Annotated in this window: 10 protein-coding genes; 4 read left to right on the top strand and 6 right to left on the bottom strand. The window is 67.0% G+C overall.

Features of this window, described 5'->3' with window-relative positions:
• The first annotated feature begins 114 nt into the window (after window positions 1-114).
• A complete protein-coding gene (locus tag IC40_RS0102890; protein ID WP_030133259.1) occupies window positions 115-1,704 on the top strand; it encodes an HNH endonuclease signature motif containing protein in 1,590 nt (529 codons plus the stop codon).
• Window positions 1,705-1,718: 14 nt separating this feature from the next.
• Here the strand turns inward: IC40_RS0102890 and sepH are convergent, their stop codons facing one another.
• The 3 genes from sepH to IC40_RS0102905 form a co-directional block, all read right to left on the bottom strand.
• Complete coding sequence (sepH, locus tag IC40_RS0102895; protein WP_030133260.1) at window positions 1,719-2,657, bottom strand: septation protein SepH; 939 nt, start codon at window positions 2,655-2,657, stop codon at window positions 1,719-1,721.
• 70 nt (window positions 2,658-2,727) lie between these two features.
• Window positions 2,728-3,834, bottom strand: coding sequence for a phosphoserine transaminase (serC, locus tag IC40_RS0102900; protein ID WP_030133261.1), 1,107 nt, complete (start codon window positions 3,832-3,834; stop codon window positions 2,728-2,730).
• Between the two features lie 44 nt (window positions 3,835-3,878).
• The gene (locus IC40_RS0102905; RefSeq protein WP_081843296.1) at window positions 3,879-4,874 is read right to left on the bottom strand and encodes an SPFH domain-containing protein; all 996 of its coding nucleotides are present in this window, start codon (window positions 4,872-4,874) and stop codon (window positions 3,879-3,881) included.
• A 237-nt stretch (window positions 4,875-5,111) separates the two neighbouring features.
• On the opposite strand from IC40_RS0102905, the gene IC40_RS0102910 reads away from it, so the two are divergent.
• The 3 genes from IC40_RS0102910 (at window position 5,112) to IC40_RS0102920 (ending at window position 10,499) form a co-directional block, all read left to right on the top strand.
• Complete coding sequence (locus IC40_RS0102910) at window positions 5,112-6,140, top strand: AurF N-oxygenase family protein (RefSeq protein WP_030133263.1); 1,029 nt, start codon at window positions 5,112-5,114, stop codon at window positions 6,138-6,140.
• Window positions 6,141-6,148: 8 nt separating this feature from the next.
• Window positions 6,149-7,798: an FAD-dependent oxidoreductase gene (locus IC40_RS0102915; protein WP_030133264.1), complete on the top strand. Its 1,650-nt coding sequence runs from the start codon at window positions 6,149-6,151 to the stop codon at window positions 7,796-7,798.
• An 82-nt stretch (window positions 7,799-7,880) separates the two neighbouring features.
• Entirely contained in the window at window positions 7,881-10,499 is a 2,619-nt protein-coding gene (locus IC40_RS0102920) for a family 1 glycosylhydrolase (RefSeq protein WP_081843297.1), read from the top strand.
• Here IC40_RS0102920 and IC40_RS0102925 read toward each other — a convergent pair.
• The 3 genes from IC40_RS0102925 to IC40_RS0102935 form a co-directional block, all read right to left on the bottom strand.
• Complete coding sequence (locus IC40_RS0102925; RefSeq protein WP_030133266.1) at window positions 10,480-10,932, bottom strand: VOC family protein; 453 nt, start codon at window positions 10,930-10,932, stop codon at window positions 10,480-10,482. The two genes, IC40_RS0102920 and IC40_RS0102925, sit on opposite strands and share 20 nt — an antisense overlap.
• Before the next feature lie 71 nt (window positions 10,933-11,003).
• A complete protein-coding gene (locus IC40_RS0102930) occupies window positions 11,004-11,627 on the bottom strand; it encodes a maleylpyruvate isomerase family mycothiol-dependent enzyme (protein ID WP_030133267.1) in 624 nt (207 codons plus the stop codon).
• A complete protein-coding gene (locus tag IC40_RS0102935; RefSeq protein WP_030133268.1) occupies window positions 11,624-12,760 on the bottom strand; it encodes a citrate synthase 2 in 1,137 nt (378 codons plus the stop codon). The genes IC40_RS0102930 and IC40_RS0102935 overlap by 4 nt, the downstream gene beginning before the upstream one ends.
• Window positions 12,761-12,803: the final 43 nt, after the last annotated feature.

The raw sequence follows: 12,803 nt of genomic DNA on the forward strand, positions 1-12,803 counted from the left end.
CCGCAAGCCCGGGGGTGCGCTATAAAGTGAGAGTGGGAAGGCGCGATGCCTTCCCTTTTTTGATGCCGTGCTTGCTGTCGTGGCGTGTCACACCCCCTCGGTAGTATCGAAAGCATGTTCGAACGGTTGGAACTGTCGGAGATGAGCGATGAGGCGCTCATCGACGCAGTTGCGGCCGCCACCCGGGAGGAGTCCGCCGCTGCCGCTCGCCGGCTGGCCTTCATCGCCGAAGTCACCTCGCGCTGGTGCGATGACGAGGACGACGCTTCGGCGCTGAAGTTGATCGACGGCTGGGCTCAGGCGAAGGCCCAGGTCGGCGCGGCCTGCAACCTCGGCCCGCACGCCGCGAACACTCAGATGCATATCGGAGTCGCCCTGCGCGAACGGCTCCCGCGGACCGCCGCCGTGTTCAGTAGCGGGGCGATATCGGCCAAGGTGATCAACGCGATCACCTGGCGCACCCACCTGGTCACCGACCCTGGCGCGTTGGCCTTGATCGATGCCGGCATCGCCGAGAACGCCCACGGGTTCGGAGTGTTGTCGGAGAACGCGCTGACCGCGGCCGTCGACTTCTGGGTCCACAAATACGATCCGCTGGCGGTCATCCGGTCCAAGGCCGCGGCCAAGGACCGCTACCTCGAATTCGGCGACAAGGATGACCCCGACGGTGTCGTGTCCTTCTGGGGCCGGATGCGCACCACCGACGCCAAGATCACCGATGCCCGCGCCGATGAGTTGGCCGGCGGTGTCTGCCCCGATGATCCGCGCACCAAACGCGAACGCCGCGCCGACGCCATCGCCGCGCTGGCAGCCGGCGCCGACCGACTCACCTGCCTGTGCGGTGACAGCAGTTGCATGGGTTCGGGTAAAGATCCGCGCGCCAGCGCCGTCAACATCTACGTGCTCACCAGTCAGAACCCCGATGCCGGCGAGGGTGCCGAGCCGGGGCCGGTCGAACCCGATCGCGGGCCGGGCGACGGACCCGACGAGGATCAGCCAGCCGAGGAACTGGCCGCGCCCCGAGATCCTTCTCCGGACACCGCGCCCGGTGCCCAGCCGAAACCGGCCGCGCCGCCGGAAGCACCTGCCGCGCAGTACGCCCCGCCCGGCGCCGGAGCCGGCATCTCGCTGGACGGCGCCATCATCCCGGCCCACCTGCTCACCGAACTCATCAACACCGGTGCGAGAGTCCGGCCCCTCAGCAGTTCCGCCGACATGGGCTCCGAGACCCGATACCGCCCGTCTGCCAAGCTGTCGGCCTACGTCCGCATGACAGCCATGACCTGTGCCTTCCCCGGCTGCGGACGCCCCGCGCACAAAGCCGACATCGACCACCTCACCCCGTGGCCTGCCGGAGCCACCCACCCCGGCAACTTGCGCCCCTACTGCCGCGAGCACCACCTCGTCAAAACACTGAACACCGGTTGGACACCCACCGCCCATGCGGATGGCTCAACGACGTGGAGGGCGCCCACCGGCCACACGTACACGACCAGGCCGCTGGCCGCAGTTCTGTTCCCTCACAACACCATTCGCGCCGACGTACCGCGAACACGACGCATCAGCCTCATCGACCAGGACGACCGCGAACCTGCCCTGCCGACGCGACAGCGCACCCGAAAACAGGACCGTGAATACCGCGTCAATGCCGAGCGGGCCCGCAACGCACTACAGATCGCCCTCGACGGCGACCCGCCGTTCTAGCGAGCGATGGCAGATCAGCGCTGGGTGCCGGACCGCACGCCCAACAGCACGTCTTCCCAGGCGGGGACGGACGGCTTGGCCTTACGGGCGCGACGCGGCTTGGGGGTCGCGGGTTCGGGCGCGGCCTCTGCGACGGTGTCCTCGGTCTTCTCAGCCACGGACGCCTCTGCCACTGCGGGCTCGGGCTGGGTCACCGGCGGGGGAGTCGGCGCCGCTACGGGAGGCAGCGGAGCGGACTGGGCGACCGGCGGCACGACGGCGGCCGGCGCAGGCACCGGCGGCGTCACAGGACCGGCCACGGGCGCTGCTGCGGGAGACTCGAAGTCCAGCTGCGCGACCGCGGCCACCGGCCGCAGCGGCCTTGGCGCGAAATTCGGATCGATCAGCTCGGAGGCACTGTCGTCGAAGGCCGCCACGGTGCCCCCGTGCGATCCGGGAGTGAAGCGGAAATGTGCCTGCAGATCCGAGCGGCCGGCCTTCCAGGACAGCTGAACGGTCCAGCGGCCGTCCTCGTTGCGCCAGGCATCCCAGTTCGTCGCGTTCGGATCCAGGCCCCGGTTGATCATCGCGGTGGTGACGGTCTCCAGCAGGGTCAGCACAGACGGTCCGTCGGCCAGCACCGGATGTGCGGCGGTGGCGAGCTCGGCCGCACGCGCCCGTTCCAGCAGTACCGGGTTGGCGAAGCGGCGGATCCGATCGATGTCCTCACCGGCGATCGCGGCGACCTGTTCCACGGATGCGCCGGCCCGGATCCTGGACTGGATCTCTTTGGGGCGCAAGCCTTGGGTCACCTCGACCTCGATCTCGGTTTGATTTGAGGTCGCCTTGTCGCCGCGCACGGCAGCGCGCAGGCGATTGTCGACACGGATGGCGAAGTTGTCACCGGAGTCGGGAGCCTCGCAGATGATTCGTTTGCCGTCCACATCGAGTCCGACGACCTTGAGTTCCCGCATAGTGACCTCCTTCGCGCACCCTACGTTGTTATCCGTCCGTTACCGCGCAGACACGCTGGGGTCGGCAGGCTCAGAGGTTTGCGACCACCCAATCGACGCACTGGGTGAGGGCGCTGACGTCCTCGGGGTCGACGGCGGGGAACATCGCGATGCGCAGCTGGTTGCGGCCCAATTTGCGGTAGGGCTCGGTATCGACGATGCCGTTGGCCCGCAGCACCTTGGCCACCGCCGCGGCGTCCACGTCGTCGTTGAAGTCGATGGTGCCCACGACCTGCGAGCGCAGCGCGGGATCGGCGACGAACGGCGTCGCGAACTCCGAGGCCTCGGCCCACGAGTACAGCCGCTGCGAGGAATCAGCGGTCCGCTTGACCGCCCAGTCCAGGCCACCGTTGCCGTTGAGCCAGTCCAGTTGTTCGGCCATCAGGATCAGCGTGCCCACGGCCGGGGTGTTGTAGGTCTGGTTCTTCAGGCTGTTCTCGACCGCGATCGGCAACGAAAGGAAATCCGGCACCCAGCGACCACTCGAGGCGATCGCGTCGATACGGGCCAGCGCCGCAGGCGACAGCACCGCAAGCCACAGACCGCCGTCACCGGCGAAGTTCTTCTGCGGCGCGAAGTAGTAGGCATCGGTATCGGTGATGTCGACGGGTAGTCCGCCTGCGGCCGAGGTGGCATCGATGAGCACCAACGCGTCACCGGCGGGGCGCTGCACCGGCACCGCGACACCGGTCGAGGTCTCGTTGTGTGCCCAGGCCACCACGTCCACCGACGGATCCGAGGTGGGTTCCGGCGCGGTCCCCGGGTCGGTCTTGACGATGATCGGATCGCCGACGAACGGATTCTTGGCCACGCACGATGCGAACTTGGCGCTGAACTCGCCGTAGGTCAGGTGCAGTGAGCGCTTGTCGACCAGGCCGAATGCCGCAGCGTCCCAGAACGCCGTCGACCCGCCGTTGCCCAGGGCGACCTCGTATCCCTCGGGCACGGAGAACAGCTCGCGCAGGCCGTCGCGGACGCGGCCGACCAGATTCTTGATCGGCGCCTGCCGGTGCGAGGTGCCGAACAGGTCACCCGCCGCGGCCAGGGCGGCCAGCTGCTCGGGCCGGACCTTCGACGGTCCACAGCCGAACCGTCCGTCGTTCGGCTTGATATCGGCGGGGATCGTCAGTTCGGCCATGCCGCCAAGATTATCGGTCCGCGCACATGGTTTTTACCGCTGGGTCAGCCTTGGGCCTGGGGCACCACATAGGTCGGCTGGTACGGGTTCTGTCCATGCTCGATGGCGAGCGCCCGCAGATATGCCTCGACATTCGGATAGCCGGCGATCTCGGCCTGCTTCTGCAAGGCGACCTGGCGGGCGAGTTCGGTCTGCGCTTGGGCGGCGGCCCGGTCGGCTTCGGCCTTCGCGCGCGCGGCGTTGGCATCGGCGACACCCTTGGCCTCGGCGGCGCGGGCATCGGCGATGGCCTTCTGCTCGGCGATGATGGCGTCCTTGAGGCCCTGGTCCACGGGATCCGGTTTCATCACGGTCACCTGGAAGTTGGTGAAGAACTCCCGGCCGTCGGTGCGGGCCTTGGATGCGCCGGGCAGTGCGTCGCGCAGTGCGTTCTGGAATTCGATGCGCACCTTCTCGTCATTCCAGATCTCGCGCCAGGTGTATTTCTGGGCAACGCTGATCAGCACCTGTTCGGCGGGTTGTCCGATCACGTAGCGCAGCAGGTTCACCCAGCCGGTGGTGACCAGGCCGTCATCGTCCAGCCAGCCCTGGTACTTGGTACCGAAATCGCGGTGGAAGTCCATCAGCATGTCGCAGTCGCTGGTCAGATCGAAGGTGATGACGACGGGAACCCGAAGCTCGGCCGGCGCGGTGGCGTTGGAGACCACGATCGTGGGATCGGCTTCGGAATCGGGGCTGCCGGTGGCATCCCAGCTGATCTGTCGGGATGGGTAGCGGTAGGCCTTGAAGCCGCCCGGCGGGTTGAACGCCGAGGTTTCCGGTTCGATACACCCGTCGACCTTCGGGTCTGCGGGGATCAGCCAGTAGTCGTCGACTTTCACCGCGGTTTGTCCCGGCCCGATCTGGGTGGCGCAGGAGGACAGGATGATCGCGCCGATGACCACGAAGACCGCCGCGACGCCGATCAGGAGGAACTTCTTTTTCCCGCTGGAGCCAGACCCCGTCCCGGCGGTGATGTCGACGCGCTTGCGTGTACTCATGAGCTTCCCCGTCCGCCGAGAGTGACGGGCGAATCTTAGCTACGGGGATGTCACTTTTGCCGCTCAGCTCCACCAAAACAGTGACTGCGATCACATGTGACCCAGGTAACCCGGCTGTCCCACAGCTGGGCAAAACCCCTGTTTATTTAGTGGGACCGCGGGTACTGTCCCTAGACATCGAGCGATCGAATGTAAACCCCCGGGCAGGCGAGCCGGGCAAGGCAAGGAGGCCTCGACATGGCGGTCAAAGAAGCCAGGACACGCGTGATCCAGCGGTGGCGTAAGAACATGGACGTCCGGGATGACACCGAATACGTCGAGATGTTGCAGACCCTCTCCGAGGGCTCCGTCCGCCGTAGCTTCAACCCGTTCAACGACATCGAATGGGATTCGCCCGAGTTCGCCGTGATCCCGAACGACGAGCGCTGGATCCTGCCCGCCACCGACCCGATCGGCGGCCACCCGTGGTACCAGGCTCAGCCCGTCGATCGGCAGATCGAGATCGGCATGTGGCGCCAGGCCAACGTGGCCAAGGTCGGCCTGCACTTCGAGAACATCCTCATCCGCGGCCTCATGGAGTACTCGTTCTGGGTGCCCAACGGCTCACCGGAATACCGCTACTGCCTGCACGAGTCGGTCGAAGAGTGCAACCACACCCTGATGTTCCAGGAGATGGTGAACCGGATGGGCGTGGACGTCCCCGGTATGCCCAAGCTGCTAAAATGGCTGCAGCCGATCATCCCGCTGGCCGCAGGCCCGTTCCCCATTCCGTTCTTCTTCGGCGTCCTGGCCGGCGAGGAACCCATCGACCACACCCAGAAGAACGTGCTGCGCGAGGGCAAGTCCCTGCATCCGATCATGGAGCGCGTCATGGCGATTCACGTGGCCGAGGAGGCGCGGCACATCTCCTTCGCGCACCAGTACCTGCACAAGCGGGTCCCGACGCTGCGCCGCAAGCAGCGCTGGATGCTCTCGATCTTCGTCCCGCTCACCATGCGCACCCTGTGTTCGGCGATCGTGGTGCCGCCGCGTGAGTTCTGGAAGGAATTCGACATTCCGCGCTCGGTGCGCAAGGAGATCTTCTTCTCGGCGCCCGAATCCCGGATGTTCCTGCGCAACATGTTCTCCGATGTGCGCATGCTGTGCCATGACACCGGTCTGATGAACCCGATCGCGAAGCTGATCTGGAAGCTCTGCAAGATCGACGGACCGCCCGCCCGGTACCGCAGCGAACCTGCGCGTGAGCACTTGGTCAGCGTGGCCTAGCGCCGGTCATGCCGCATGTCGTCACCCAGTCGTGTTGCAGCGACGGGTCCTGTGTCTATGCGTGCCCGGTCAACTGCATCCATCCTTCGCCGGATGAGCCGGGTTTCGCGACCGCGGAAATGCTCTACATCGACCCGCTCGCGTGTGTCGACTGCGGAGCCTGCGTCACCGCGTGTCCGGTGGGGGCCATTTCACCGGATACCAAGCTGACCGATAACCAGCTGCCGTTCATCGAACTCAACGCGGCGTTCTATCCGAAGCGGGAGGGTCGGATTCCGCCGACCTCGAAGCTGGCCCCGGTGCTCGAGGCGCCGCGGATCGAGCCGCGCAAGGGACCGTTGACGGTGGCGATCGTCGGCTCCGGGCCGGCGGCCATGTACGCGGCCGATGAACTGCTCACCCAGCGAGGGGTCCGGGTGAACATGTTCGAGAAGTTGCCGACGCCCTACGGCCTGGTTCGGGCCGGGGTGGCGCCCGACCACCAGAGCACCAAGCGGGTCACCAAACTGTTCGACCGGATGGTCGAGCAGAACGGTCTGACGCTTTATCTCAATGTCGAGGTGGGCAAGCATCTTTCGCACGCCGATCTGCTCGAGCACCATCACGCGGTGCTCTATGCCGTCGGCGCACCCAATGATCGTCGGCTCGACATCGAGGGCATGAACCTGCCGGGAACCGGCACCGCCACCGAGGTGGTGGCGTGGTTCAACGGCCATCCCGACTTCACCGATCTGGCGGTGGACCTCAGCGGTGAGCGGGTTGTCATCATCGGCAACGGCAACGTCGCGCTCGACGTGGCCCGGATCCTGACCTCCGACCCGGATCAGTTGGAACGCACCGATATCGCCGATCACGCACTGCGCGCGCTGCGGTCTTCGCGCGTCCAGGAAGTGGTGATCGCGGCCCGGCGCGGTCCACAGTTCTCGGCCTTCACCCTCCCGGAGCTCATCGGCCTGACCAACACTTGCGATGTGGTGCTCGACGCGGCCGATCATCAGCAGGTGGTCGCGGACCTGGTCACCGCGACCGATGCGTTGACCAGGAACAAGCTGGAGATTCTCACCAAACTCGGGGACGCGTCGGCGCCGATCACCCGGCCGCGAATCAGGTTGGCATACAACGTGACACCGCATCGGGTGCTCGGCGACCAGCGAGTCACCGGTATCGAGTTCACCGGCTCCGGTGCCAGTGTGCTCGACGCAGCAATGGTGCTCACTTCTATCGGGTACCGCGGCAGGGCGATCGCGGATCTGCCATTCGACGAGGCCGCGGGCGTCGTCCCCAACGAAGGGGGCCGGGTGACCGATTCGCCGGGTACCTATGTGGCCGGCTGGATCAAGCGTGGTCCCACGGGCTTCATCGGCACCAACAAGTCGTGTGCGGCCGAGACCGTGCGCCGGCTTGTCGAAGACTACAACCGAGGACGGCTCGGCGACCCGGATCACAGGCCGGCGGCGCTGGACAAGCTGGTCCGAGGCCGCCAGCCCGCGGTCGTTGACGCCGCGGGCTGGCGTGCCATCGATGCGGCCGAGATCGCCCGTGGTGGCGGGGTACGTCCGCGGAGCAAGTTCACTCAGATTCCCGACATGCTCGGCGCGGCGGCCGTCGCGCCGCGTGCGCCACTGGGCAAGCGGCTGCTCGCGGGGCTGCGGCGCTGAAGACCGGCCAAAACGCGGTCACCGGCGGTGCCGAGCGTGTATACGGAAATGCATGCGTTGTGGTCGGGCGGCTGGATTGGCAATGGCGGTCGGTATCTGGACCGCCGTCGGAACGGGTTCACCGGGTGTGGCGTTGGCCGATTCACCCGCCGCGGACTCCCGCGATTCCCCGAGCTCTCAGGACGCGCCGGACAACCGCGAGTCGGTGACACCGGACGCCGGTGACGACACGACCGGCGGTGCGCAGACCCAGGTCGGCGCACCGGGACAAGGCGCGCCCGAGGAAGAGGCCGTCGAGGAAGAAGTTCCCGAGGAAGACGTTCCCGAGGAACTCGACACCGCTGAACCGGACGACACCGCTGAACCGGACGATGGCGGTGAGGCCGGCGCTGTCGAGGATGCCGAGGAGGGCGAAGCGTCTCCGGGCGACGTACCGTTGCAGCGGCCCTCGGATCGAACCGGCACGCGCACTGTGTTCGAGGCACGCGATACCCGGGTCGCCCGGGAATCACCCGAACCCGCCGACACCCGGCAGGACTCGCGCGCGGCCTCCGTCGAACGGTCGAGCACCACCGCTGCGCCGCTTCCCGAGGTCACTGCGATGTCCGCAGCCGCGCTGCCCACCGCCGCGGCCACCACGGCGGCCACCACGGCTTGGACGCCGACGCTGCCCAACCCGGTGACCGCTATCGGCTACGTGGTCAATGTGATCCGCAGCTTCGTGGGTGCGGTGTTGGCGCCTTTCGCCGCGGGCCTGCCTGCCGGCCCGACCGGTCCGCCGTCGCTGTGGGCGGTCCTGGCCTTCGTCCGGCGCGAATTCTTCAACTCCGGTCCGCGCATCGACTACTCCGGCGAGACCACCCAGACCAGCACCGGTCTGGTCACCGGCAACGTCGGCGCAACCGACCCCGACGGTGACGCCCTCACCTACACGGTGGTGGGACGACCGGCCAACGGTGGTTCGGTCGTGATCGACCAGAACACCGGTGCCTTCATCTACCGGCCGATGAACGCGATGGCTGCCGTCGGCGGCACCGACCGCTTCACCGTGGTGGTGTCCGACGAGCACTCCGGCGTGCACTGGCACGGCCCACTCGGATTCCTCCAGCACATACCGATCATCGGGCAGTTGCTGAATCCCGGCGGCGGTCACGCTGTGGCCAAGACGATCACCGTCACCGTCGCTCCGGTCGAAGGGATCGACCTGTCCTTCCCCGACGACTTCCATTGGGGCGTGGCGCACGCCGGATTCCAGGCCGAGGGTGGTCCCGGTTCTCCGATCGACCCGAACTCGGACTGGTACGCCTGGGTGCACGATCCCATCAACCAGGCACTGGGGTTGACCAAGGGCCTTCCGGAGAACGGGCCCGGCACCTATGTGTCCTATGAGTCCGATGCCGAGCTGGCCCGAAATGAATTGGGGATGAACACCTTCCGGATGTCCATCGAATGGAGCCGGATCTTCCCGAACTCGACGGCCGCCATCGACATCGGTGACGAAGGCGGCGGGGTCAGTCTCGCCGATCTGCAGGCACTCGATGCCTTGGCCGATCAGGAGGAGGTCGCCCACTACCGTGCGGTGTTCGCGGCGCTGCGTGCGCACGGACTGGAACCGCTGGTGACCGTCAACCACTTCACGCTGCCGATCTGGATACACGACCCGGTCGCGGCCCGTCCGCTGACCCAGTTGGGTCTGCCCGTCGAGCGTGCCGGGTGGCTGTCGGCGCGGACCCCGGTCGAATTCGAGAAGTACGCCGCCTATCTGGCATGGACGTTCGGCGATCAGGTCGACAACTGGGTCACCATCAACGAGCCGGTCCCGCCGGTGATGACCCAGTTCCTGTCCATCCCCGGCATCGTCCCGGCCTGGCCACCCGGCGTGCTGCGCCCCGACCTCGCCGTGCATTTCCTCGTCAACGAGGCCCGCGGCCATGTGGCGGCCTATGACGCCATCCACAAGTACGACGCGACGGCGTTCGTCGGCTTCGCCAACAACATGGTTCCGGCCCGCCCGTCCGATCCGGTGAACCCACAGGATGTGGCGGCCGCCGACGCCTGGAACCGGGTCTTCAACGAATGGTTCCCCAATGCCGTCATCGACGGCTGGGTAGACCTGAACTTCGACGGGCACAAGGACGCCGATGAGGTGCGGCCCGGCTTCGCCGACAAGGTCGACTTCATGGGCGTGCAGTATTACGGCTCGCAGCCGATGGTCGGCTTCGGGTTCGCGCCCGTGCCCGGATTCAACTTCCTGCAGGGCATCCCGCTGCGCTGCCAGGCAGCCGAGCAGACCTGTAGTGATTTCAACCAGCCCATCGACCCCGGCGGCTTCCGCGAGGTGCTCGAGGTGGCGGCGTCCTACGGAAAACCGTTGTGGATCACCGAGAACGGTGTCGCCGACGATGACGACACCAAGCGGCCCGGTTATATCGTCAACCACATCGCCGTGGTGCAGGATCTGGTGTCCCAGGGCACCGATATCCGCGGATACACATACTGGTCGTTCGTCGACAACCTGGAGTGGTCCGACGGCTATCACCTGCAGTTCGGCCTGTACGGTTCCGATCCGAGCACCCCTGAGCTGGAGCGCACCCCCAAGCCCGCCAGCATCTCGGCGATCAGTCAGATCACGGGGGCCAACGGCCTGCCGACGGACCTGCTGGAGTTCTACCTGCCCAGGGTCACGGGAACTCCTGCATAGCCTTCGACAGTTCCTCGTCGCTGACCTCACGCACCGGTTGGCCCAGCGACCACTTGTGTCCGAACGGATCCCGCACGACGCCGTACCGGTCGCCCCAGAACACGTCCTCGAGTGGCATCACCACCTCGGCACCGGCCTCGGTGGCCCGCGCGAAGGCGGCATCGACATCGGTGACCACCAGGTGGATGGTGACCGGTGTGCCACCGAGATTCTTCGGCGTCTCGGACTGACCGTCGCAGTACTCGGGATAGTCGTCGGCCAGCATCACCGTCGACCCGTTGATCTGTACGGCGCCGTGCACCAGTCGGCCGTCCGGGCCGGGCAACCTGCCCAGCTCGGTGGCACCGAACGCCTTGACGTAGAAATCGATGGCTGCGGCGCCGTCGTGGACGACCAGGTGTGGGATGACGGCGGGGGTGATGTCGATGGCCATGGTGCCTCCTCAGATGTCGGGATGGGTCGTCATATGGACCGGGCAGCACAGCGATTCTCATCGCGACAGCCTCAGACGACCGAAAATCCGTCGCCCAGCTCGGCGCGCCCGGTGAGGCCGAGCAGCAGTGCCCCGCCGCGGCCCGACCGGGTCGCGATCCTGGCTGCCAGGACGTTTGCGGCTTCCAGCACGTCCGCGGACGGCTGGTAGTCACGGCCTGTGGCACGGGCGATATCCAGGCCGTGCACCACCAGTTCGAAGATGCGGGTCTGCAGATACTCCGACAACGTGATGCCGATTCCGCCGATCACCGCGATTGCCGGGTCGCCGGCCTGCTCCACATCCGCGCACGCGGTGGCGACCAGTGCCGAGACCGCGGCAGCCGGGTCGTCGCCGAGATCGCGACCGGCCTGCCTGCCGCGCTCGACGATCGCCTCGGCCCCGGCTGCGACGCTGAAATCACGGACCGCGAGGTAGTACCCCGGCGCGTCGACCAGCTCGCCGGTGGGTGCGGGCTGTTTCAGGTACTCGATCACCGTCACCAGCGACCGCGACGTATGCCCGACCAAGGCACGCAGATCCCAGTCACCCAGGCCCGGCCCGTCCCAGTCCGTAGCGCCGAGTCCACGTATGAGTTGCTCGAAAGAGCGTGCGGCCGAGTCGAACACCGTCATGGACGGATCCAGCACCGTCATCGACGGATCCGGTCCCAGCCCGGCACGGATTCCGGTGTGCGCGGGGCAGGGCCGACGTAGACCGCGGCCGGGCGCACCAGCTTGCCCAACCGCTTCTGCTCCAGAATGTGGGCGCACCAGCCGGCGGTCCGGGCACAGGTGAACATGGCCGGCATCATCGACGGCGGCACCTGCGCGAAGTCGAGGATGACCGCGGCCCAGAACTCCACATTGGTCTCGATGGCCCGATCGGGACGGCGCTCGCGCAGCTCGGCCAGCGCCGCCTGCTCGAAGGCGGCTGCAGCCTCGAAGCGTGGCGCGCGCAGTCGTTCTGCGGTCGCACGCAGCACCCGGGCGCGCGGATCTTCGGCCCGGTACACCCGATGCCCGAAGCCCATGAGCTTTTCCCTGCGGTCGAGGATGCCGCGCACCACGGCAGCGGGATCGCCCGAGCGTTCGGCCTCCTCGATCATCGGCAGCACGCGCGCGGGCGCTCCACCGTGCAACGGGCCGCTCATCGCACCGACCGCCCCGGACAATGCGGCGGCCACGTCGGCGCCGGTGGAGGCGATGACCCGGGCGGTGAAGGTGGAGGCGTTCATCCCGTGCTCGGCCGCCGTCACCCAGTACGCGTCGATGGCCTCGACATGGCTTGGGTCCGGTTCACCCTGCCAACGGGTCATGAAACGCGCTGTGACAGTCGGGCATTGATCGATGGACCGCTGTGGCACCGCAGGCCGGTGGATTCCTCTGGCCGACTGGGCGACATAGGACAGCGCCATCGCCGATGCGCGTGCGAGTTGTTCACGGGCGGTGTGATCGTCGATATCGAGGATCGGTGAAAAGCCCCAGATGGGCGCCAGCATCGCCAACCCGGCCTGGACGTCGACGCGGACATCGCCGGAATGGATCGGCAACGGAAATGGCTCGGCGGGCGGCAGTCCGCGCTCGAAATCGCCGTCGACGAGCAGCCCCCACACATCACCGAAAGTGACCCGGTCCGATACCAGGTCGTCGATGTCGACACCGCGGTAGCGCAGCGCGCCGCCGTCCTTGTCGGGTTCGGCGATCTCGGTGGTGAACGCGACAACGCCTTCCAGTCCGGCGGTGAACGCGTCGGGACGATCAGGTGGAACCACTGATTCCTGCGCCATATCGAAGATTCTCGCACTCGCCGGGGAGGTGCGGCATGGGCGT

Source organism: Mycolicibacterium neoaurum ATCC 25795 (assembly GCF_000691525.1).
GTDB lineage: Bacteria > Actinomycetota > Actinomycetes > Mycobacteriales > Mycobacteriaceae > Mycobacterium > Mycobacterium neoaurum.